The sequence below is a fragment of the Pauljensenia sp. 20925_1_27 genome (assembly GCF_041432835.1).
GTDB lineage: Bacteria > Actinomycetota > Actinomycetes > Actinomycetales > Actinomycetaceae > Pauljensenia.
Window position 1 is genome coordinate 41,435 of sequence record NZ_JAPWAH010000002.1, and the last position, 22,776, is coordinate 64,210.

The window sequence follows — 22,776 nt, forward strand, 5'->3', positions numbered from 1 at the left end:
CGCGCCCATCCCAATGTGCGACACTAATCGAATGCAGATGCGCTCCGACACGTGGGTCGTCATCCCCGCGTTCAACGAGGCGCCCGTCATCGGGGGCGTCGTCGCGGGCGTGCGTACCCTTTTCCCGCATGTCCTCGTCGTCGATGACGCGTCAACGGATAACACCGCGGCCCTGGCCCGCGCGGCCGGCGCCTACACGGCCACCCACCCCCTCAACCTCGGTCAGGGCGCTGCGCTCCAGACAGGTTTCGAGGCGGTGGCCGCGCGTGGGGCCCGCTACGTCGTCACTTTCGATGCCGACGGCCAGCACGATCCGGCGGATGCGGCGGCGATGGTTGATCGGGCCCGCGAGGAGGACCTCGCGTTTGTCCTCGGATCTCGCTTCCACGACGGCGCGCATGCACAGGTTGGCATCGTCAAGCGCGCGATGCTGCGCCTCGGAGCCCTCATCGCCCGTCTGCGCACCGGTATGGCTCTCACGGACACACATAACGGGCTGCGCGTAATACGCGCCGATGCCCTCGCTCATGTGCACCTGACCCACGCACGCATGGCCCACGCCTCGCAGATCGTCTCCCAGCTGGCGGCCTGTGGCCTGCCCGGTGCCGAACACCCCGTGACGATCTCCTACACGGACTACTCACGGGCGAAGGGCCAGCCCCTGCTCAACTCAGTCAATATCGCCGTCGACCTGGCGCTGGGGGGACGATGAGCGCCTACATCGCGATCCGCGTCCTGTTGCTCCTGGCCCTCGGGCTCACCGCGTGGTGGCTCGTGCGCCCGGTATCCTCGGCCTCGTCCCTGGCTCTGCGCCGCATCGGCATCGGCGTCCTCGTGGCGGCGGCCATCGTGGCGATCCTCGTGCCGTCGCTGGCCAACACGGTCGCCCGCGCCATCGGCGTGGAGCGTGGCGTCAACCTGATCGTCTACGGGCTCGTCATCGCATTGATTGCGCAGATGGTGACCGCCTATCGGCGCGAGGCCCGGGCCGAGGCACGCATGGCGACCCTGGCTCGCTCGCTCGCCCTCGCACACGTCCTTCCGCCCGAGGACACAACCCCTGAAAACGCCGCCTCCTCTCCTGTTCACGCTGATGGCCCGGAAGTGGAACGCGCCGCTAACGGCCCTGATTTCCCGACAAACCCGCCAGATAACGATATGGTTACAACCGATGAGTAACGTGAATCTGCGACCGATCCAGCACTCGGCCGTCAACTACGGACGCTTCGGCCTCCTGCGCGGCGCACTCGCCGTGCTCCTGGCCGGCGTGCTCTTCGTGGTGTCATCGGCGGGTTTCGTGTACGCCAAATTGAGCAACCAGTTCGCCAACCGAGTCGTCAATATCGACGCATACTCAACTGACGATCAGAACAACGCGACCCCCGATTCTTTCGAGGGACGCGCCGTCAACATCCTCGTGGTCGGAACCGACTCACGCAATGGCGCCAGCGGCGAGCTAGGCGCGGGCGACGCAGATGACGTCCCCGGCCTGCGCAACGACTCGACGATGGTGATTCACGTCAGTGCGGACCGCTCCCGCGTACAGATCGTGTCCATCCCCCGTGACACACTGGTTGACATCCCCGCGTGCAAGCACCGTGACGGCACCACGAGCGAGCCGACCAGCGACGACATGTTTAACAACGCGATGGTCTACGGCGCGAACGGTGGCGACGATCCGGAGGACATCGCCCCCGGCATCGCCTGCGTGAAGTCGACCGTTGAAAAGCTCTCCGGCATGTCCATCGACGCCTTCATGGTCGTCGATTTCGCTGGCTTCATTAACATGATCGATGCGCTCGGCGGCATCTGGTTCAACATCCCCAAGCGCATCGACGACGATTCCGCCCAGCTCTACATCGACCCGGGCTGTTGGAAGCTGTCGGGCACTCACTCGCTGGCCTACATGCGCTCGCGCAAGGGACAGGGCGACGGTTCCGACATTTCGCGCATCGGCCGCCAGCAGCAACTGATTTCCGCGATGCTGCGTGAGCTGCAAGACAAGAACTACGTGACCGATCCCGGCGCGCTCATTAACTTCCTGCAGGCCGCGATTTCCGCCGTGAACGTCTCCGATAACCTCGGAAACGCCAGCTCGGATGCATCCCTGCTCATCAACGTGCTGCAAAAGGTGGATCGCACCAACATCCAGTTCGTCACCATGCCGGTCGAGGAGCCGTCCTGGGATCCAAACCGCCGCATTCCGTCCGATCCGATGGCCCGCAACGTGTGGACCGCGTTGAAGAACGATCAGGCCCTGCCCGTGGGCACGACCTACACGGACGGCAACGGCGCGCAGCTCGTCGTCCCCGACCCGAACGCGACGACAGCTCCTTCGACGTCTGCTCCGACGCAGGATTCGACGACCGATCCCACGACCGATCCCGGCTCCGAGGAGACCACTACGGATAACACCGAGCAGTCTGCATCCGTCGCGAATAACGCGGCGAACGAGGAAGCCGCTAAGCAGACAGCCGCCACCTGCCCGCCGAAGGACCAATGAGCACTCCCCCCTCGTTTACACCGGATCCGAAACGACGCCGTCCCGCATCCGACGACGCCCACGTCGTCGGTGAAGAGGTGCGCGGCAGCGCCCCCACTCCCCCACCCGAGGCCCTGGCGCCGCAGATGTGGAGGATTTCGGAGGACGAGGCCGACGCCTCGCGCCCCCTGATGCCACGCACGCTGGACCAGCCGCAGCGCGACTCTCAGTCGATTTTCCCGCGCCGCACCCCCGTCCAGCGCCCGCCGTCGTTCCAGCCCGCATCGGCCTCCAACCCCCCGTCCTACGCGCCGGGCTCTGGCCGTTCCTCGGGAGCGAATACCTACGCGCCCTCCGGGAATGAGCCTCGTCAGGTGACGATCAATCGCGCCCAGGGCATGCCCGCGCCCGCGCCCGCCGCTCCTCCAGCCCCGTCGGCTCCGGTGAGCGCGCCAAGGCGACGCAAGCGCCGCCACCCGATCTTGAAGACCCTGTGCCTCTTCCTGGTCATCATCCTGGCGTGGGGCGGCTTTCTCATGTGGGACGCCAACACGAATATGGGTCGCGTGAGCGCGCTGTCGGGCGCCGCCGACACGCCCGGCACGACCTACCTGCTGGCCGGCTCGGACTCGCGTGCGGACGGCGCTGTCAAGGACGGTTTCGATGAGTCCGAGCGCGCTGACTCGATCATGCTCGTCAACGTCGCCCCGAACGGCCAGACGGTTGCGCTCTCGATTCCCCGCGACACGTACGCGGAGATCCCGGGCGTCGGCTGGGACAAGATCAACGCCTCCTACGCTTATGGCGGGCCGCAGCTGCTCGTCGAGACCGTCGAGAAGCTGACGGGTCTGACGGTCGATCACTTCGTTCAGATCGGCATGGGCGCCGTGCCCGACATGGTGGATGCTGTCGGCGGCGTCGAGCTGTGCTACGACAACGACGCGGACGACCAGTATTCCGGCCTCAAGTGGACCGCGGGCTGCCACACGGTGGACGGCACGACTGCGCTGCAGTTCTCACGTATGCGCTACCAGGACCCTGAGGGCGACATCGGCCGCACGAAGCGTCAGCGCCAGGTGATTTCGAAGGTCATTTCCTCGGTGGCCTCGCCCTCAACCCTCATTAATCCCGCGAAGACCCTGCGCGTGGAGCGCGCGGGCTCCAAGTCCTTCACGGTTGACGAAGACTCCTCCGTCGTCACGGTCGCGTCGCTCGTGTGGGCGCTGCGCTCCGCCTCGTCGAATCAGATGATGGGCGTCCCGCCGATCGAGTCGCTGAACTTTACAACGAACGCGGGAGCATCCGCTGTCCTGCTGCGCGATACGACCGCAGACGATTTCTTCGCCAAGCTGCGCGCCGGTACGCTGACGACGTCGGATCTCAACCAGGTCGACGGGATCTAACGCGCTGCGCCCAGCATCGCGCTATCTACGTTCGACGATACAAGCACCGGCCTCGTTTCCTTCCAGGAACGAGGCCGGTGCTCTATCGGCGCCGACAGGTACTCAGGCGCCGGGGACGGTGATCGGGCGAGGACCCGCCTGCCAGCCTTCCCAGGCGGAGGTGAGGATCTCCTCGACCCCGTTGTTGGCCTTCCAGCCGAGGTCGACACCAATCGAGAGCGGATCACCGATCAGCTTGGGCGGGTCGCCGGCGCGGCGGTCCAGCTCCTCAACGGGGAAGTCCCAGCCGATAACGCGACGCAGGCCGTCAACGATCTCGCGGACGGAGGTGCCCAGGCCGGTCCCCACGTTGTAGGTGTGATGGTCGGGCTGACGCCCCTCGGCCAGCACGTCAAGGGCCGCGATGTGTGCCTCCGCCAGATCCAGGACGTGGATGTAGTCGCGGATGCAGGTGCCGTCGGGGGTGTCGTAGTCAGTGCCGAAGATCTTGGCGCTCTCGCCTCGCTCAACGCGGTCCAGCACCATCGGGATCAGATTCATGACGGCGTCGTCGGCCAGGTCGGGCCACCCGGCACCCGCAACGTTGAAGTAGCGCAGGCCGATCCACTTCAAGTCCCAGGCGCGCTCGCAGTCAGCCATCAGCCATTCGCCGATCAGCTTCGTCTCGCCGTAGGGGTTGATGGGGTGACCGGCCATGTCCTCGGTGACCACAGGCAGCTCGGGAGTTCCGTACACTGCGGCCGAGGACGAGAAGATCATCTGGTCGACTCCGGCGTCCTCCATTGCGAGGAGGACGTTGGCCATTCCGCCAATGTTCTGCTGGTAGTACCAGGCGGGGCGTTCGACGGACTCGCCGACCTGCTTGCGTGCGGAGAAGTGGATGACGGCCGTGACGTCCTCGTCCACCATGAGGGTAGACAGCGCCGAGCGGGCTTCGTCCAGCGTCACGTCAAGCTTCACGAGCTTGGCGTCGCCGACGCGCGATGCCTTACCACTCGACAGGTCGTCGACGACAACGACGCGATCCCCGCGCTGACGCAGGAGACGGACAACATGCGCGCCGATGTAGCCGGCGCCGCCACAAACGAGAATGCTCATGGTTCCAGGATACGACGCGCCGACCCCTCAGGGCTACCCGCACGGTGCTTGTGTTTGCGTTGCTTAGCGTGCCTCTGACACGCGTCGAGCGAGCGCCGCGCCCTTCGCATTGGCCACGTCGCGCAGGTCCTTCTGGAAAGAACGCATCTGGGCACGCAGGCCCTCGGCGCGCTCGCCTTCGCCCGCACCGAGGATCCGTGCGGCGAGCAGGCCCGCGTTACGCGCACCCGCGATGGAGACGGTCGCGACGGGCACGCCGGCGGGCATCTGGACGATGGAGTGCAGGGAGTCGACGCCGTCAAGGTGCTTGAGCGGCACAGGGACGCCGATGACGGGTAGCTCAGTGAGGGCTGCGAGCATGCCGGGCAGGTGGGCCGCTCCCCCAGCGCCGGCGATGATGACGCGCAGGCCGCGTGCCGAGGCGCTCCTCCCGTAGGCGACCATGTCCTCGGGCATGCGGTGAGCGGAGACGACGCCGACCTCGCAGGCGATGCCGAACTCCGCGAGCGCAGCAACGGCGGGCTCCATGGTCGGCCAGTCAGAGTCGGAACCCATGACGACGCCGACGATCGGATTATCGCCGGTGGCGGTCAGCTGGATGTCAAGGTCGGTAGTCACGGGCAGTCCTTTCGGGAGGGAACGAGGCCGGGGCACCTGGTCCCGCGGCCGTCAGTGGGTGGAAGGTTAGTCGGTGGGCGCGTCGCCTCGGAGGGCGGCGACTGCGGCCCGTGCCCGCTCAAGGGCGAGGGCGGGGTCCTGATCGACGACGGTGACGTGTCCGAGCTTGCGGCCGGGGCGCACTTCCTTGCCGTACAGGTGGACTTTTGCATTCTCTCCCCCGGCCCGGAAGGCTGCCGCGAGGGCGCGCGCGGGCTGAGCGTGAGCCGAGCCGAGGAGATTCACCATGACGGAGTGCGAGCCCGGAGCACGCAGATCGGTCGAGCCGAGCGGCAGATCGAGGACGGCGCGCAGGTGCTGCTCGAACTGGCTGGTAATCGCCCCGTCGATGGTCCAGTGCCCCGTGTTGTGGGGACGCATAGCGAGCTCGTTAACCAGTACGCGCTCGTCCGCACCCTCACCGACGACAAACATTTCGACGGCGAGGACGCCGGTGACTCCCAGCTCGGAGGCGATACGCTCGCCGATGCGGCGTGCCTCGGCAGCCGTCTCGGGACGGATGCCAACGGCGGGAGCGGTCACCTCGGCGCACACGCCGTCCACCTGCACGGTGGAGGCCACGGGCCACGAGGCGATCTCACCCGACGGGGTGCGCGCCAGCAGAGCAGCCACCTCGCCCGTGAAGGGAACCAGGGCCTCGGCCAGGAGGGGACCATGCCCCCACCAGGAGGACACGTCCGCGGGGCTATGAGCGACAGCCACGCCGTGCCCGTCGTAACCGCCGCGCGGCGTCTTGACGATGAGAGGCCAACCGATCGTGGCGCCGAACTCCTCCAGCTGGGATTCGTCCTCGACGCGGGCCCACGCGGGGCACGGAATACCCATCGCGGTCAGGCGCTCGCGCATGGCGAGCTTGTCCTGCGCGTAGAGCAGGGCGCTCGCCGGGGGCTGAACGGAGACGAGGCGCGCAGCCTCCTCCATGGTGGCCGCTGGAATGTGCTCGTGCTCGAAGGTGAGGACGTCCGCGCCGTCGATGAGCGCGCGGACAGCATCCAGGTCAGCGGGAGCCCCCGCCGCCTTATCAACCGTCACCTGCCCGGTCGACCCGTCGTCGGCCTCGACAAGTGCGCGCAGGTTGATTCCGAGCGCAATCGCGCTCTCCTGCATCATCCGTGCCAGCTGTCCGCCGCCAATGACGGCAACGGTGGGAGGTGTGCGCATCTCGTATTCCACTCCTTGAATCTATCGCGCCGCTAAAAGCGCCGCGAGCGGCGTCCCATGGACATGAGGGGTCCTTCAGGCATCACGCGGTCCGGGTCCAGCGATGCGGGAATCGCCGCAACCGACACCGTGAAAACGGGGGGCTTGTTCGTCTTCAGCTCGAGGCGGCCGCCCATGGCCTGCGCGAGGTCGTGGGCCAGGGCCAGGCCGATGCCCGTCGAGCCGTGTCCCGAGACACCTTTTTCGAAAATATCGGGAGCGAGGCTCTCATCGATGCCCTCGCCTTCGTCGCTCACCTCAATGACGACGCCGCGCTTGGATGTGCCCGCGTGCGCCCACACGCGCGTGGTCCCACCGCCGTAGCGCAGGGAGTTTTCAATGAGGGTGGCCAGGACCTGACCGAGCTTTCCAGCATCGGCGAGGATCGGGCGCTCAGCTTCGTCGAGGAATACGAGGGATCGTCCGGCGGCCTCGAACTGGTCCTCCCACTCCTCGCGGGCCGTGTTGAAGACCTCGAGAATGTGGATGGCCTCGGTCTGGCTGGTCTGTCGCCGCGAAACGTCCAGGAGCTCCGTCACGACGTTCGTCATGCGCTCAACCTGTTCGAGGCACGTGCGGGCCTCGCTGCGCACTTCATCCTCCGTGGAGATCAGTTCGATCTCCTCCAGGCGCATGGACAGCGCCGTCAGAGGGGTGCGCAGCTGGTGCGAGGCATCGGCGGCCGCCTGACGCTCAGCCGCGAGTCGGCCCGCCATACGTTCACCGGTGCGGGCCAGCTCCTCGGAGACCAGGTCGATTTCCTCAATGCCGGACTTCTCGACACGGGCGCGCACACCGCCCGAACCGATCTGCTCAGCCTGGGCGGCCAGGTAGATGAGGGGAGCGGACAGATCGCGCGACAGGGCACGCGCCATGAGCCAGCCGATCAGCATCGACAGGGCCATGCCAGCTCCGAAAAGCGAGCACGTCCACGCAATGCGCGACAGTGCCGCCGAAGCGGATGAGGTGAGCTGGACGGAGATTCCGCTGGGGGACGAGGCGATGGCCGTCATGGTGCGGCCCGGGATGATCTTCGCGTTGGTGACGAGGTTCGCATCGGGAACCTTAATCCGATACGCGAGTTCGCCGCCCCGACTCTTCGCCTGATCGGTGACGAGCGACGCAAGGGTCGCGGGGTCGGTGCTCTCCCCCGCCGCCCACCTGCGTTCAACGCTCTGCAAGATCGACTGGGACTGGACCTCAAGGCCTCGCTGCTCGGAGGTCCAGATGGACGCCGACGCGAAAAACGCGCCGGGGAGTCCCATCAGAAGGCACACGACGGCGACGACCGAGACGATCATCCTCACCGCGCGTGCGCGCATGACGAGCCTCCCTCAGCGGCGTTCAGCGAGCGTTTTCGAAGCGGAAACCCATCCCGCGGACGGTCGTGATGTAGTGCGGGTCGGTCGCGTCGTCGCCGAGCTTGCGACGCAGCCACGACACGTGCATGTCGAGGGTCTTCGTGGAGCCGGTCGGATCCGAGCCCCAGACCTCGCGCATGAGGGTGTCGCGGGCGACGACGGATCCGGCCTCGCGTAGGAGGACGCGCAAGAGGTCGAATTCCTTGGCCGTCAGGCTCAGCTCGACGTCACCGACGAAAGCGCGGTGCGCGGCGACATCCATGCGAATATCCTGCGCGCGCAGCTCACCCTCGACGGGTTCCGCGGCCTGGCGGCGCAGGAGGGCGCGCACGCGGGCAAGAAGCTCGGCCAGACGGAACGGCTTCGTCACGTAGTCATCTGCACCGGCGTCGAGGCCGACGACCATGTCAACTTCGTCCGTGCGGGCGGTGAGGATCAGGATCGGGACTCGGTTGCCGGAGGAGCGGATCTCGCGAGCGACATCCAGGCCGTCCATGTCCGGCAGGCCGAGGTCCAGGACGACCAGATCAACGCCACGCACATCGGCGAGGGCCTCAGCGCCCGTCGCATGTGCACGCACGTCGTAGCCCTCCCTGCCCAGTGCGCGGGCAAGGGGCTCAGAGATGGCCGGATCGTCTTCAACGAGGAGAACTGTAGTCACGCGTTCATCTTAGCAATTCCGAACCAAAACTTGCACCTTTCTTGACCCGTTATCCGGGCCAATCAGACACTCGTTCACACTGCGAGATGAACGTTAGTTGACAACGCTCGCGAGCAGGTACGGCGAGACCGGACCGAAGCCACGCAAGTCTGCGGTCGGGAACTCTTCGAGCTCATATCCGTCACCGACCTCGCCGGCTGCGATGGCGGCAGCCGTGGTCGGATCCGTCAGGATCTTGCCCACCGGCGCGATGTCCACGAGGCGAGATGCAAGGTTGACGGTGGGGCCAAAGACATCGCCCGAACGCGAGAACACATCGCCGCGCACGAACGAGGCGCGCACCGGCAGCATCTCATCATCAGCATTGAGGCGTTCAATCAGAGACGTGGCCACGCGCAGGCCGGTCGACAGGTCGTCCGCAATGTAGAGGACAGCATCGCCGATCATCTTGACGACGCGACCACCCTCCTCAATGACGGCGTTACGACTCTCTTCTTCGAAGCGCTCAATGAGCCCCACGAGAGCGTCACCGAGGATCGTCGAAGAGGACGTGTAGGACACCATGTCCACGAAGCCAAGGCAGCGGTTGAGCGGGAAACGATTATGGCGCTCCTCATGCCCGCGCTGGGAGACCTCGCGGTCGAAACGGGACAGCGCCGCCTCAAGCTGACGCCGCCACGCATAGGTGAACATCTCCTGGAAGACATCGATGTACTCACGCATATGGTCGAGCACGTACATGCGGGCAGTCGTGTCATCCAGCATGAAGCGACGCATCGAGTCCTCGACCAGGGCCTCGAACTGCCACAGAGCCAGACGGTCGGCCAGGTGAGCGTTCGCGCGCAGGAGGGAACGAGAGGTCGATGTATCAATGCCGCCCGATTCGACAAGCTCATGCCAGCGACTGAAAACATCCAGGTCGCGCTGCGAAAAAACCTTGTCATCGGCGGTAGGAGCCTGGAAGCCGAGGGCGATCCAGAAACGGAAGACGCGCTCGATAGGCGTATTCGTCGCCTCCGCAATGTCGCGGGCGGAATACGTCAGATGACCACCGAGCAGCTGAGGAACGTAGCTTGTTGCGGTCAGGTCATCAGGAGTTGCAGGGGACGAAGCCGCGCGCTCATCCATCGCAAATCCCTCCTCTTTGAGCTGACTCAACACCACATCAGCGGGTAACGGTATATCAGATCACTTTTCAAAGTCACATCGGGAATGCGACCTCGCACATTGACAATTGTAGTAGTCTGATGGGTTTTTCTCTAGAGAATTGCACGTTTACCTGCGAAAACCGAGATTCCTGCACCAAATTGCACCTTGTCTGTGCGCAGGAAGCACGTTGGGAGACAATGTCCTCATGCGCCTTGTTCTTGCCTCAGCATCCCCCGCCCGCCGCGCGACCCTCATTGCGGCGGGCATCACACCAATCGTTCATGTATCAACAGTTGACGAGGATGCCATCCTCGCCGCACTCCCCGGAGGTCGAGCCTTTTGCGGCGGCACAACCACCCCCGCCGACGAAGTCGCAGCGCTCGCAGCAGCTAAGTGCGCGGACGTCTGCGAGGCCTTGGGCGCCCCGGACAAGGCTCCTGACCTTCCCGAGGGCGAGCCCGTCCTCGTCGTCGGCTGCGACTCAATGCTCGAGATCGGCGGCCAGATGCTCGGCAAGCCCCACACTCCCGACGTCGCACGCGAGCGCATCCGCGCCATGCGCCGCACGACCGCAACCCTGTGGACAGGCCACTGCGCGGCTATCCTCGCCCCGGCCTCGTCGAGGCACGAAGGCACAGCCGAGGAACGCACGGTAAGCGCAAGCCTCACCCGCTCCGCCTCGACCCAGGTGCACTTCGGGGACATCTCGGATGCCGAGATCGACGCATACGTGGCCACCGGCGAGCCCCTGCACGTTGCCGGTTCGTTTACGGTCGATGGGCTCGGCGGGCCCTTCATCGAGGGCGTAACAGGCGATTATCACTCGGTCGTCGGCATCTCCCTGCCCCTGCTGCGGTCCATGGCCACCGAGCTCGGCGTATTCTGGCCCCACCTGTGGGATGCGCCGCGCCCCTGAGTTTCAGCGCTTGTCCCCCTCCCATCGCCCCGTACTGTAGGGACATGGACAACAGCACTGCATGGGGCATCGGCCTCGCAACGATCACTCTGGACGGAACGACACTCGACACGTGGTACCCCGCCCCGCACCTGGGCGAGCCCGGCACCGACGAGGAACTGGCGACCTCGCTGTCCGTGCTGGAACGCGTCGATGACGCGCGCCGCGTGCGCACCGTCGTCGTGAACACGACGATTGACCTGCAAGAGGCCCCCGCCTCGACGGAGGACGCCTACCTGCGCCTGCACCTGCTCTCCCACCGCCTGGTGGCACCCAACACGATCAACCTGGACGGTATCTTCGCGGTGCTGCCCAACGTCGTGTGGACGGACGCCGGCCCGTGCGCTGTCGCAGACTTTGAGGCCACCCGCCTGCGCCTGCGCGCCCGTGATGGCCACCCCGTGACCGTGCAGGGCGTCGACAAGTTCCCGCCGATGGTCAACTACGTGCTGCCGACCGGCGTGCGCATTGCCGACGGCACGCGCGTGCGCCTGGGCGCCTACCTCTCCGAGGGAACGACCGTCATGCACGCCGGCTTCGTCAACTTCAACGCCGGCACGCTGGGCCGCTCGATGGTCGAGGGCCGCGTCTCGCAGGGCGTCGTCATCGGCGACGGCTCGGATGTGGGCGGCGGCGCCTCCACGATGGGCACGCTCTCGGGCGGCGGCAAGCAGCGCGTGCGCCTGGGCGAGCGCTGCCTCCTGGGCGCGAACTCGGGCCTGGGCATCGCTCTGGGAGATGACTGCGTGGTCGAGGCCGGCCTGTACGTGACCGCCGGCGCGAAGGTCACGCTCATTGATTCCTCCGGCGAGGCCGAGCCGCGCACGATTGCGGCCCGCGAGCTGTCGGGTGCGTCGAACATCCTGTTCCGCCGCAACTCCCAGACCGGCCGTATCGAGGCCATTGCCCGCGCGGGCGTGGTGGGCATCGAGCTCAACGACGCTCTGCACGCGTCGAACTGAGTTTTCCTATCAACCAGGCCGGGGCCGCCCGTGCGCAGTGTACGCGGGTGGCCCCGGCCTCGTTGTATCGACGCGTCTCTCAGCGCACGTTCCATGCCTCGCGGATGCGCTTCGCTGCGGCAGCCACGCGCTCGTCGGTGGCGGTCAGGGCCACGCGCACGCGCCCGTGGGCGGCCGTGCCGTAGAAGTCGCCGGGCGCCGCGAGAATGCCGAGGTCGGCCAGGCGGTTCACGAGCGCCCATGAGTCGGTCGGGTTGGCAGGGTCGACGACCCACAGGTACAGGCCAGCGGCGCTGTCGGGGTCGACGTCGAGGCCAGCATCGGTCAGCGCATCGAGGAGGAGGGCACGACGCGCCGCATAGACGCCGCGCTGGCGCTCCACGTGCTCAGTGTCGCGCAGGGCGACCGCCATCGCGTGCTGAACCGGGGCGGGCACCATGAGCCCGGAGTGCTTGCGCACGCTCACGATGGGAGCGACCAGCGCGGGATCACCGTAGATGAGGGCGCCTCGGTAGCCCGCAAGATTCGACTGCTTGGACAGGGAGTACAGGACGAGGAGGCCGCTCGCGTCGCCGTCGCACACGTCCGCATCGAGCAGAGAGGGCACGCCCTCGCTCACGTAGGGCTCGGACCAGGGCAGCGCCGCGTAGCACTCGTCGGAGACGACGACTGCGCCGTGGGCACGTGCCCAGGCGACGACCGCGCGCAGCTCGTCCTTGCTCATCACGTGGCCGTCGGGGTTGCCCGGGGAGTTCAGGTAGACGAGCGCGGCCTCGGGCCAGCGCTCGGGGTTCGTCGGATCCACGGCGACGGGCGTGGCACCCGCGAGCCGGGCACCGATGTCGTAGGTCGGGTAGGCAACCTCGGGCACGAGGACGGTGTCGCCCGCGCACACACCCAGGAGGGCGGGAATCCAGGCGACTGCTTCCTTCGATCCGATCGTGGGAATCACGCCGCCGCGGCCAACGTCGACCATGCCCCGTCGCTGTCCCCACGCAAGGATCGCATCGCGCACCTCGGTAGTGCCAATCACCGTCGGGTAGCCGTGCGCGTTGGATGCGTCGGCCAGGGCCTCGCGGATGAACGCGGGCGTATCGTCGACGGGTGTTCCGACGCTGAGATCGCAAATTCCCCCGGGATGGCCGGCCGCGCGCGCTTTTGCGGGTGCCAGCTGATCCCAGGGGAATTCGGGCAGGTCAAGGGGGCGGGGAAGGATCGTGGTCATACCCCTACCCTATCGACTGTCAGAGGTTTTCGGCCTTCCAGTCCTCATTCTGAGGCGGCAGCGCGGTGATCATCGAATCGTCGAAGTCCTGGACGCCGGTCTTCTGGGCGCCGCCGGGGCTGCCCAGCTCGTTGAAGAATTCGGCGTTGGCGCGCAGATAGTCCGACCACTCATCGGGCAGGTCGTCCTCGTAGAAGATGGCCTCGGTCGGGCACACGGGCTCGCATGCGCCGCAGTCCACGCACTCCTCGGGGTGGATGTAGAGCGAACGGGCGCCCTCGTAGATGCAGTCGACGGGGCACTCGTCCACGCATGCGCGATCCTTGACGTCCACGCAGGGCTGCGCGATGACGTAGGTCATGAGACGTTCCTCCTGGTCAGTTCTAAAGACTCGTTGATTCTATTATTCACGTATGAGCAACCCCGAGTCACCCCGCGTCAGCAAGACCGCCACAAGCGGCGGAAATACGCCGATTCCATCGAACGGAACGGATGGGGCGCGCGAGGAAATTTCCGCACGCGCACCTGGCGCAATTCCCGCCTTGCCGTGGATGAGCTTCAGGGTCGGCGAGAGGATCGTCATCCGCTACCGCCTGGCAGACGGGCTGCACGATGCGCTCGGGGAGGCACTCGAGGTGGCTCCCACGCACGTCACGGTCGCGACGAGGCGTGGGCCGGTCCGCGTGGACGCCCGCACGATGGTGACAGGCAAGCGCGTACCGCCTCCGCCCACCGTCTAGCGGGCGGAGGGCAAGGCAGTTCAGCGGTTGGCGCGACGCTCGCGAGCGGCGATCTTGAAGCGCTCCTGGGCATCCAGGACGACCTTGCGCACGCGCACGGCCTCGGGCGTGACCTCGACGCACTCGTCGTTGGCTGCGAACTCGAGGGACTCCTCGAGGGTGAGCTTGCGCGAGGGGGTCAGCGACTCGTACACGTCGGCGGTCGCGCTGCGGGTGTTGGTCTGCTTCTTTTCGCGGCAGATGTTCACGTCCATGTCCTCGCCGCGCGGGTTTTCACCCACGACCTGGCCCTCGTAGACCTCGGAGGAGGGCTCGACGATGAAGGAGCCGCGCTCCTGCAGGTTCGTCATGGCATACGGCGTGGCCTGGCCGGCGCGGTCGGCGACGAGGGAGCCCGTGAGGCGCTGCTCGATGGTGCCCTGCCAGGGCGCGTAGCCGTCAGCGATGGACGAGGCGATGCCGGTGCCGCGCGTTTCGGTGAGGAAACGCGTGCGGAATCCGATGAGGCCTCGCGCGGGAACCACGAACTCGAGGCGGATCCAGCCCGAACCGTGGTTTGCCATGGTCTCCATGCGGCCCTTGCGGGCGGCCATCAGCTGCGTCACCGCGCCGAGGTATTCCTCGGGGATGTCGATCGTCATGCGCTCCATGGGCTCGCTGAGGACGCCGTCGATCTCCTTGGTGACGACCTGCGGCTTGCCGACGGTCAGCTCGAAGCCCTCGCGGCGCATCTGCTCAACGAGGATTGCCAGGGCGAGCTCGCCACGGCCCTGGACCTCCCAGGCGTCGGGGCGCTCGGTGGGCAGGACCTTCAGGGACACGTTGCCGATGAGCTCGCGGTCGAGGCGATCCTTGACCTGACGGGCCGTGACCTTGGCACCCTTCACGCGGCCCGCCATGGGCGAGGTGTTGATGCCGATGGTCATCGAGATGGCCGGGTCGTCGACCGTGATGAGCGGGAGAGGACGCGGATCATCGAGGTCGACGAGGGACTCGCCGATCATGATGTCCTCGATGCCGGCGACCGCGACGATGTCGCCGGGGGCAGCGGAGTCGGTGGACACGCGCTCGAGGCCCTCGGTGGCCAGCAGCTCGGAGATGTGGACGCGCTGGATCGTGCCGTCGTGGCGCGCCAGGCCCACGTCCGCGCCCTTCTTGAGGGTGCCGTTGTGGATGCGCAGCAGGGCGAGACGGCCCAGGAACGGCGAAGCGTCCAGGTTGGTGACGTGTGCCTGCAGCGGCATGTCCTCGTCGTAGGAGGGGCCGGGGATACGGTTGAGGATGGTCTCGAACAGGGGCTCAAGGTCCTCGGTGGGCAGCTGGCCGTCGCCCGGGTTCTCCAGGGAGCACTTGCCGGCCTTGGCGGAGGCGTAGACGACGGGGACGTCCATGAGAGAGTCCACGTCGATGTCGATGCCCTCGTTCATGAGGTCCTCGCCCAGGGAGAGCAGCAGGTCGGTGGTCTCGGAGACGACCTCTTCGATGCGCGAGTCGGGGCGGTCGACCTTGTTGACGACGACGATGACGGGCAGGTGTGCCTGCAGGGCCTTGCGCAGCACGAAACGCGTCTGCGGAAGCGGGCCTTCGGAGGCGTCGACCATGAGGACGACGCCGTCGACCATCGACAGGCCGCGCTCGACCTCGCCACCGAAATCGGCGTGGCCGGGGGTGTCGATGACGTTGATGGTGACGCCATCTTCCAGGCCGAGGGCCTGCGCGGCGGGGCCGCGATAGTGGACGGCGGTGTTCTTCGCGAGAATGGTAATGCCCTTCTCGCGCTCGAGATCGCCGGAGTCCATGACGCGCTCACCGGTCTTTTCGACCGTGTCACGCTCGGAGAACGCTCCGGACTGCCAGAGCATTGCGTCAACCAGCGTGGTCTTTCCGTGATCGACGTGTGCGACGATCGCGACGTTTCGCAGGTCGGGACGCGTGGACATATGTGGACTCCTCAAATGTGGATACAGATTTATGCGTGTTGGGAGGCGAGCACGTCGCGGAGGCGACCGGTTCGAATCGATTTCACGCACATACGTCTTCAAGAATATCGGCTCAACGACGGGCAATGCGATCCCCGCCCTGCGAATTCCACCACGTCACGGTCGACAGGTGGTCATCTCAGCGACCTCCGGCCGGTCTATTTGCTCGATAACAAGCGATGGCGTTTACTGAATACTATGACTGACATCGCGACGCTCAGCGCAGACGTTTCCGCGGCCTCGGCCCTTGTCACCCCCTTCGGCGCGCACCTCTTGTCATGGCGTCCCACCGGCTATTCCGACGTCCTGTGGCTTTCCTCCCGCGCGGTGCTCGATGGCACGAAGGCAATCCGCGGCGGCATCCCCCTGTGTCTCCCCTGGTTCGGCAGCCCCACCGATTCGCCGACGAGGCCGGGGGACGGCGCAGGTGCGCACGGCTTTGCCCGCACATCGCTGTGGACGCTGCGCTCGTCCGCCCTGCCCGCGGACGACGCCCCGGCCTCGTTCACCTTCGAGCTGCACCACACGGGCGAGACGTCCCCCCTCTACCCCCACTCGTTCTGCGCACGCCTTGACATATCCGCGGGGGACGAACTGAACGTCACCCTGACCCTCACGAACGAGGACGACCACCCCTTCGCGATCGAGGCGGCCCTGCACACCTACCTGCACATCGGCGACGTCAAGGACGTGACGGTGGAGGGATTGGACGGCGAACGCTACTACGACAAGGTCCGGGAGCGCTATGCCACCCAGAGCGGCGACATCACCTTTATCGGGCCGACCGACCGCGTCTACACCTCCACGGCGCAGGTCCAGGTCATCGACCCGAAGCTGGGACGGCGTATCGTCGTGGACAAGAACGGCTCGGGCTCGACGATCGTGTGGAACCCCTGGTCACAGGGCGCGGCCACCATGAGCGACATCGGTGAGGGCGAGTGGCAGAACTTCGTGTGCGTGGAAACAGCGGCAGTGCGCGAACGGGCGCTCACGCTGTGGCCGGGGCATCCCCACATCATGACGCAGACGCTCGCCGTGGAGTCACTGGACTGACCGCCCCACGGGTAGGATTAGCTCCAGCTACGACCAGAAAGGCCCCCATGGCTCTCACCTCCGCGATCGCGTCCGCATACCTGTCCGTTTCCCGGTGGAAGCTGACCACCCAGCCCCTGCCGGACAAGGTCATCGTCATCGGCGCCCCGCACACCTCGAATTGGGATGGCGTCTTCATGGCGATCTCCATGTGGAAGTCGGGGCGCACGTTCTCATTCTTGGTGAAGGATTCCGTCGTCAAGGCACCGCTGCTCGGCTGGTTCGTCAAGAAGATCGGCGCCGTCCCGGTGGAGCGCAGCGCCGCGCACGGCCTCGTCGACCAGGTCGCTTCGCGCATCCGCGAGGCGGATTCATTCACGCTGTGCATCACCCCGAAGGGCACGCGTTCGCACCGCGATTACTGGAAGTCCGGTTTCTACCGGATCGCGATGGAGGCGGGCGTGCCGATTCAACTCGGCTTTATTGACCGCAACACCCGCACCTTCGGCTGGGGTCCGACGTACCAGCTGACGGGCGACGTGCGCGCCGACATGGAGGTTATCCGCGCGTTTTACGCGGACAAGGTGGGGATCCGCCCGGAGAAGACGTCGGTTCCTCGCCTGCGTGCGGAGGACGAGGCCGCATGAGGTGTGTGCGAGCGTTGCTCGGTACCGCAGGGGCTCTCGCCCTGACCGCGGGCGGGGCTGCAACGCTCGCCGACAACCCGACGCAGATCCGCCTGGCCGAGGTCTACGAAATGACGCCGGGCGTCAGCGCGACCCATCAGGTGACGCTGGTGACGGATCAGGCGCTCATTGGCGAGCAGTGTCAGTCGATGGGCACGGCCGCCAAGGCGACGTCTTCCCTCCTCGTGACGGTCGACGGCGTGGACGGGTGCCGTTTCACGTGGGACCTTGAGGACGGCGGCGCTGAGGTCGTCTCGGTCGACGACGGCGGGGTCTTCCACTTCAAGTCGACGTCGACGCGTCTCCTGGAGGGCTTCGCAACGCCCGACGCTGTTGCGTCCATCGAGTCCGTCACTCTGATCGCGCACAGCTCCGTCATCGTCGATGCCTCGAACGACGGGCAGATCACCACCCCCGGGGCTTCGACGAAGACGGACGCGAGCACGGTCACCTGGCACGATGTCACCGGCAACGTGAGCGCGACGGGCACTGTTGACACCGATGCGCCCACCGCGGCGCCCTCCCCTAGCCCATCGCCGTCGGCACCCGTTGCAGCATCCTCCGACGGGCGGGTGCACACCTCCACTGCACGGTCGCTGACACCGATCGCGGCCATCACGGGCAGCGTCCTTGCGCTGGCTGTCATCACTGGTCTCGCGCGACGATCTGCGCGCTCGCGCCAGGTGGCTGCGGACGCGCAGTTCGAGCGTGACGCTACGCTGCGTGACGCGCAGCGACGCTCCGCTTCGACGCGCAAGAGCGCTGCCACCCCCTACGGGAGGCGGTCTCTCGCGCCGACCTCGTCAACGTCCGAGGAGAATGCACCCGCGAGTGCTCAGGCCTGCGACCGTCCTGACGCTCAGTCAGCCACTGAGCGCTTTTCCCCGCCCGACCACTCTTAGGCGTCCACGGACCACAGTGGCCCCGACCTCGGGGACGAGGTCGGGGCCACTTGTCGATGGATCAGCCGATGTGGAAGTAGCGCTCCACAAGTTCCTCGACTGACACGCGCGAGTCTGCCAGGTCATCACGCAGGTGTTCGTCTCCCAGGTCGATGAGGCGGGACGCCCACGAGTCGATGAGGCCTGCCGGGAAGACATCCTTCGCTTCATAGTCCGCGCGCTGAGCGAGAAGCCTGTCGGCAGCCTCGAAGCAGGAGGCCGGCAGCTGGTCGAGGCCGGGGGTCTGCGATGCGTCGCCGTCGACCTTGCGCTCGCGGGCGTACTCTTCCATGCCCGGCTGTGTCAGGCCGAGACGCGCGGCGACGGCGATGCCGGCGAGGAGCAGGTGGACTGCTGCGGACCCGTCAGGGCTGCGCAGCTCCACGGTCTGAGAGTCATTGGGCAGATCGACGATCGGCGGCTCGTTGGGGTTGGCATCACGGAACATCGAGTCGTCGATGTTCTGCCAGCCGAGTGGGACGCGCACGAGCACGGAACGGTTGCGGTCACCCCAGCAGATCGAGGTCGGTGCTTCCTGGTGGGGAACAAGACGCAGGAACGAGGTGGGGACCGTGTTGCCGAATGCGGTCAGTGATGCCGCATGCGACAGGTAGCCGCCAATCACCTTGAGCGCGGTGTCCGTCAGACCGGATCCTGTCGAGAACTGGTTGACGCCGTCCTTCACGATGCGGGTATGGAAGTGCATGCCGGAACCCGCCTGTCCCACGGCGATCTTCGGCGAGAAGGAGACATGGATGCCGTAGGAATGGGCGACTTCGCGCAGCACCCATTTGGCGAGTACCATCTGGTCGGCCGCGTCCAGGGCGTCAACGGGCAGGAACTCGATCTCCTGCTGAACCATCTGACGTCCGTCGGCAACGAAGTTACCGACCTCGGAATGGGCGTACTTCACCGAGGCGCCGATGGCAACGAGGTGTGCGAGTGTCTCCGTGCGCATGTCCTCCCACTTCGAGAAGGGACCGGACTCGTGGTAGCCGCGCTGGGGCTCGACGGGGAATAGTTCTTCTTCTTCCGAGAATAGGTAGTACTCGAGTTCGCCGAGTGCCTGCAGTTCGCAGCCCGTCTCCTCTTTGAGCGCACGCTGCGCCTTGCGCAGGATTTCCTGGGGCGCCGAGGCCAGGGGCTGGCCGTCAACATCGTAGAAGCCACACAGAATATCCACGGTCGGGATGTGCGCGAAGGGATTGAGGAACGCCGTGGCCACGCGCGGCACGACATACAGGTCCGAGGAGGTCGCCTCGACGAATGCGAACAGCGAGGAACCGTCGACGCGTTCTCCGAGCGTCAGCACCCGGTCCAGGTGAGCCTTGGATTGGATCGCGAAGTTCAGGGTCTTCAGACGCCCATCCCCTCCGACATAGCGGAGGTTGAGCATCTGGATGTCATTGTCTTCGATGTAGCCGATGATGTCGGCTTTCGTGAATTCCTTCGCGGGCTTTCCGAGGGCCTGCACCAGCGGGTTGGGGTTCAGAGACACTGTGTCAGTCGACAGCATAAAACACTCCTCTTCGAGTATGACTAGGTTCACATTAGCAGAGGTATTGTATCCCTAAATGACAAACCCGACAGTCGGAAGATATTCACCATTTCCCTTGAAACTGAAGAGATTGACACCCTTTAAACCGACCCTCAGCACAAGTGACGCTTGTTACACTTTAATAAGTCCACTTCTAGGAAACGCAATGGCGACATCACCCTCCCCCTTCCCTCACGATCCCACCAAGCCACCGGCATGCTCGTGGCGCGGCCTCCTCATTGACTCCGCACGCACATTCTGGTCAGTGCCCGTCATGGAGCTCATCATCACCGTCATGGCGCGTTACCGCCTGAACATCCTGCACTGGCATCTGACAGACAACGCAGGCTGGCGTCTCCCAGTACCCGGCTACCCGGCGCTCACATCTGTCGGAGCACAGATTCCACGAAATCCGGCACACTGGTACGACCGCACGTGCACACCCCAGCAATCAGGCTCATGGCGTACGTCACCCGCACGCACCACTCAGGGTTTCTATTCCGACGCAAACATTCGACACCTCGTTCGCTTCGCCGCGCTGCGGGACGTGCGCATCATTCCGGAAATCTCAATCCCATCCGCAGCCGGCGCTGCAATCCACGCATACCCGCACTTGGGCAACCCCGACCTCGTCTCCCCCCAAGAGGACAACTCAACGCTGTGGCCCCTCGCCTCATCCCTCCAATTCGTCGAGGCCGCCTTCCATCACGCCTGCGATCTATTCCCCTCCCCCATCATCCACATCGGCATACCCCGCACGGACTGGAGCCCATGGGAACGGGACCGACGGCTCGCACAGGCTGGCCTCGGCTCCGGACGAGACATTGAGCGCCTCTTCATCGACAGAGCCATGCGCGTCCTCCACTTCCACGGCCGGCGCGCGGCCGCATGGGACACGGCAATCCACGCCTACGGCGGCCCACCACCTGGGACGATCCTCCTCTCCTCACGCCACAGTGGAACCGAGAACGAGGACGCAGCCACGTCGGGTGCCTCATGGATACTCGCAGACTCCGACCTGCTAACCCTCAGCCACCCCTCACTCGATTCCTCGTCACCACAGCCCCCACTCACCGCGCACCAGATCGCCGAGCAGCTCCCGCCCATGCTTCACAGCGAGCGACTCAAAGGCGTCGAGGCCGTTGCCTGGTCCACATTGGTGACGACCCCCGACCTACTCTTCTACCACCTGCTCCCCAGACTCCTCGTCGTCAGTGAAATCTCATGGCACGGGGACGATGCGCTCCCCTTGGAGCACCTTGCCCGGGCGATCGAGCGAGAGATGGCCTACTTGAGGCAGCACATCCCCTACTGGACTCCGGGGCGATCATGAATGAGGGCCGCGCATCCACCCGGATACGCGGCCCCGTGCCCCCTAGCGGGGCGACGTTCGGAGCAGGCATGAAGACCGCCCCACTAGGCTTTCACGAACGCATTGACCACTTCTTGAGGCGCTCCGCGAGCGCGCGCGCATCGATATCCAAGCGCTCAGCTTCTGCGGCATCCTCGTGTTTGATCGCGCGCCAGTAAGCAATCTTTGTGCGCAAGAACTCACGACGAAGGTCAATAATCTGCGCCTCCTCCTGGAGGCGGGCATCCTGCTGTTCCAGCCGGGTCACGAACTCGGAGATGTCCCTGTCCCCACCCAGGCCGGAGCGGACATATTCGCGCATGTCCGCGATCGACATCCCGGATGCAGACAGGCACGACACCCAGGTCAGTAGCTCGAGATCATCCTCGGTGTATATGCGATGCCCGCTCGAGGCATCGCGAGCGATGGCAGGAATAACGCTGACATCCTCGTAATAGCGCAGGGTGGACGGGGGCAAGCCAACGAGCGCCGCTACCTCCTTAATGGAGTACGTGCGCCCGGAGCCAGTTCCTGCCATAGCTTCACCCTAAAAGACCTCAAGCCCTTGAAGTCAAGCGGAACTGCGGGACGTGCATCACGCGCTACGACCTGCGAAAAGACTAGGCTGCGGACGAAGGGCCGGAGCGCAACGCAATTGGCCCGTTGGATCGCTCATCAAAGACGCTCTGCGCGCCTCTGAAAGGACCAAATCGGACATGTTTCATCACGCATATGTATGTCGAATCGATCCAGAAGCTCACACCCACCATTGAGGTAAAAGCGCGCGTTCTCTTCGGTGGACGTCACAAATCCATACGCGCGCCCACCACGTTTGGCCACATAGTCCGGAAGAACCTGCGAGACGAGCCAACGACCGACACCACGCCCTCGCATCTGCTTATCGACGGAGAGCACCTCCAGATACCAGTCGAAGTCACCTTTCTCAGCCGTCACTTGGTCCCCTGAATCCACAGCGTCCGAGAACTCTTTCACGAGCAAGGGCGATGCATAGCGAAAGAACTCATACCCGCCACTGAGGAAGCTCCGGACAAATCCAACCTTGCGATCGTGCAGGAGTGCCGCGCCCACAACCCGCCCTTCATGCTCAACGACGAGGGCATGACGGACCCGCTGGTACGAATCCGCAAGCATGCGATTGATTACAGTGACGCATTCCGGGTAATGCTCCGACCGGTAGAGGTAGGGCTTCAGCATGATGTGCAAGGGATAGTCAAGGAATCCCTCGGTGATAATTCGTGTCATCTCGGGAATATCGGCACGCGTGGCAGGTCGACACTTCACAGGACCCCTCCTCAGTTCATTCAGCTTTTCACCT

The 22,776-nt window shown here is 65.4% G+C and carries 23 protein-coding genes; 11 read left to right on the forward strand and 12 right to left on the reverse strand.

The features are described from left to right. Positions 1 to 31 precede the first annotated feature (31 nt). From O3684_RS01710 to O3684_RS01725, 4 genes are read left to right on the forward strand one after another with little or no spacing between them, the layout of a single operon-like run. Positions 32 to 712 carry a glycosyltransferase family 2 protein gene (locus O3684_RS01710; protein ID WP_500064636.1) on the forward strand — a complete coding sequence of 227 codons (681 nt, stop codon included), beginning with the start codon at positions 32 to 34 and terminating at the stop codon, positions 710 to 712. Beyond that, on the forward strand, positions 709 to 1,179 hold the full coding sequence (locus O3684_RS01715) for a DUF2304 domain-containing protein (protein WP_500064638.1): 471 nt from the start codon (positions 709 to 711) through the stop codon (positions 1,177 to 1,179). Before O3684_RS01710 ends, O3684_RS01715 begins: the two co-directional genes overlap by 4 nt. Beyond that, on the forward strand, positions 1,172 to 2,503 hold the full coding sequence (locus O3684_RS01720) for an LCP family protein (RefSeq protein WP_500064640.1): 1,332 nt from the start codon (positions 1,172 to 1,174) through the stop codon (positions 2,501 to 2,503). Before O3684_RS01715 ends, O3684_RS01720 begins: the two co-directional genes overlap by 8 nt. After that, the gene (locus O3684_RS01725) at positions 2,500 to 3,885 is read left to right on the forward strand and encodes an LCP family protein (protein WP_500064642.1); all 1,386 of its coding nucleotides are present in this window, start codon (positions 2,500 to 2,502) and stop codon (positions 3,883 to 3,885) included. Before O3684_RS01720 ends, O3684_RS01725 begins: the two co-directional genes overlap by 4 nt. A gap of 102 nt (positions 3,886 to 3,987) precedes the next feature. On the opposite strand, the gene galE is transcribed toward O3684_RS01725, so the two are convergent. From galE to O3684_RS01755, 6 genes are all read right to left on the reverse strand, one after another. Beyond that, positions 3,988 to 4,983, reverse strand: coding sequence for a UDP-glucose 4-epimerase GalE (gene galE / locus O3684_RS01730; protein ID WP_016460145.1), 996 nt, complete (start codon positions 4,981 to 4,983; stop codon positions 3,988 to 3,990). Positions 4,984 to 5,046: 63 nt separating this feature from the next. Continuing rightward, entirely contained in the window at positions 5,047 to 5,601 is a 555-nt protein-coding gene (gene purE / locus O3684_RS01735) for a 5-(carboxyamino)imidazole ribonucleotide mutase (RefSeq protein WP_500064643.1), read from the reverse strand. 66 nt (positions 5,602 to 5,667) lie between these two features. After that, positions 5,668 to 6,822 (reverse strand): 5-(carboxyamino)imidazole ribonucleotide synthase, encoded by a 1,155-nt coding sequence (locus O3684_RS01740; protein WP_500064645.1) that lies wholly within the window; start codon positions 6,820 to 6,822, stop codon positions 5,668 to 5,670. A gap of 32 nt (positions 6,823 to 6,854) precedes the next feature. Further along, a complete protein-coding gene (locus O3684_RS01745; RefSeq protein ID WP_500064647.1) occupies positions 6,855 to 8,183 on the reverse strand; it encodes an ATP-binding protein in 1,329 nt (442 codons plus the stop codon). Positions 8,184 to 8,205: 22 nt separating this feature from the next. Next, positions 8,206 to 8,883: a response regulator transcription factor gene (locus tag O3684_RS01750; RefSeq protein ID WP_003790196.1), complete on the reverse strand. Its 678-nt coding sequence runs from the start codon at positions 8,881 to 8,883 to the stop codon at positions 8,206 to 8,208. 93 nt (positions 8,884 to 8,976) lie between these two features. Then, a complete protein-coding gene (locus O3684_RS01755; protein WP_500064649.1) occupies positions 8,977 to 10,011 on the reverse strand; it encodes an adenylate/guanylate cyclase domain-containing protein in 1,035 nt (344 codons plus the stop codon). Positions 10,012 to 10,237: 226 nt separating this feature from the next. Here O3684_RS01755 and O3684_RS01760 point away from each other — a divergent pair, with 226 nt between their 5' ends. Continuing rightward, positions 10,238 to 10,948 carry a Maf family protein gene (locus tag O3684_RS01760; RefSeq protein ID WP_500064651.1) on the forward strand — a complete coding sequence of 237 codons (711 nt, stop codon included), beginning with the start codon at positions 10,238 to 10,240 and terminating at the stop codon, positions 10,946 to 10,948. Positions 10,949 to 10,992: 44 nt separating this feature from the next. After that, complete coding sequence (gene dapD, locus O3684_RS01765) at positions 10,993 to 11,949, forward strand: 2,3,4,5-tetrahydropyridine-2,6-dicarboxylate N-succinyltransferase (RefSeq protein WP_500063041.1); 957 nt, start codon at positions 10,993 to 10,995, stop codon at positions 11,947 to 11,949. Positions 11,950 to 12,028: 79 nt separating this feature from the next. On the opposite strand, the gene dapC is transcribed toward dapD, so the two are convergent. Continuing rightward, positions 12,029 to 13,174: a succinyldiaminopimelate transaminase gene (dapC, locus tag O3684_RS01770; protein WP_500064653.1), complete on the reverse strand. Its 1,146-nt coding sequence runs from the start codon at positions 13,172 to 13,174 to the stop codon at positions 12,029 to 12,031. Positions 13,175 to 13,193: 19 nt separating this feature from the next. Then, positions 13,194 to 13,535 (reverse strand): ferredoxin, encoded by a 342-nt coding sequence (gene fdxA, locus O3684_RS01775; protein ID WP_500063039.1) that lies wholly within the window; start codon positions 13,533 to 13,535, stop codon positions 13,194 to 13,196. A 52-nt stretch (positions 13,536 to 13,587) separates the two neighbouring features. On the opposite strand from fdxA, the gene O3684_RS01780 reads away from it, so the two are divergent. Continuing rightward, the gene (locus tag O3684_RS01780; RefSeq protein ID WP_500064655.1) at positions 13,588 to 13,914 is read left to right on the forward strand and encodes a putative acetyltransferase; all 327 of its coding nucleotides are present in this window, start codon (positions 13,588 to 13,590) and stop codon (positions 13,912 to 13,914) included. Between the two features lie 20 nt (positions 13,915 to 13,934). Here O3684_RS01780 and typA read toward each other — a convergent pair whose 3' ends face one another. Continuing rightward, the gene (gene typA / locus O3684_RS01785) at positions 13,935 to 15,854 is read right to left on the reverse strand and encodes a GTP-binding protein TypA/BipA (protein WP_500063037.1); all 1,920 of its coding nucleotides are present in this window, start codon (positions 15,852 to 15,854) and stop codon (positions 13,935 to 13,937) included. Positions 15,855 to 16,091: 237 nt separating this feature from the next. On the opposite strand from typA, the gene O3684_RS01790 reads away from it, so the two are divergent. From O3684_RS01790 to O3684_RS01800, 3 genes are read left to right on the forward strand one after another with little or no spacing between them, the layout of a single operon-like run. Beyond that, positions 16,092 to 16,946 (forward strand): D-hexose-6-phosphate mutarotase, encoded by an 855-nt coding sequence (locus O3684_RS01790; protein WP_500064657.1) that lies wholly within the window; start codon positions 16,092 to 16,094, stop codon positions 16,944 to 16,946. Between the two features lie 47 nt (positions 16,947 to 16,993). After that, entirely contained in the window at positions 16,994 to 17,572 is a 579-nt protein-coding gene (locus O3684_RS01795; RefSeq protein ID WP_500064658.1) for a 1-acyl-sn-glycerol-3-phosphate acyltransferase, read from the forward strand. Then, positions 17,569 to 18,513, forward strand: a complete 945-nt coding sequence (locus tag O3684_RS01800) for a hypothetical protein (protein WP_500064660.1) — start codon at positions 17,569 to 17,571, stop codon at positions 18,511 to 18,513. The genes O3684_RS01795 and O3684_RS01800 overlap by 4 nt, the downstream gene beginning before the upstream one ends. A gap of 61 nt (positions 18,514 to 18,574) precedes the next feature. Here the strand turns inward: O3684_RS01800 and O3684_RS01805 are convergent, their stop codons facing one another. Continuing rightward, a complete protein-coding gene (locus O3684_RS01805) occupies positions 18,575 to 20,068 on the reverse strand; it encodes a glutamine synthetase family protein (protein WP_500064662.1) in 1,494 nt (497 codons plus the stop codon). Between the two features lie 187 nt (positions 20,069 to 20,255). On the opposite strand from O3684_RS01805, the gene O3684_RS01810 reads away from it, so the two are divergent. Continuing rightward, positions 20,256 to 21,422, forward strand: a complete 1,167-nt coding sequence (locus O3684_RS01810; protein ID WP_500064664.1) for a family 20 glycosylhydrolase — start codon at positions 20,256 to 20,258, stop codon at positions 21,420 to 21,422. A gap of 91 nt (positions 21,423 to 21,513) precedes the next feature. On the opposite strand, the gene O3684_RS01815 is transcribed toward O3684_RS01810, so the two are convergent. Next, positions 21,514 to 21,978, reverse strand: a complete 465-nt coding sequence (locus O3684_RS01815) for a MerR family transcriptional regulator (protein ID WP_500064665.1) — start codon at positions 21,976 to 21,978, stop codon at positions 21,514 to 21,516. 137 nt (positions 21,979 to 22,115) lie between these two features. Continuing rightward, entirely contained in the window at positions 22,116 to 22,703 is a 588-nt protein-coding gene (locus O3684_RS01820; RefSeq protein ID WP_500064667.1) for a GNAT family N-acetyltransferase, read from the reverse strand. Positions 22,704 to 22,776: the final 73 nt, after the last annotated feature.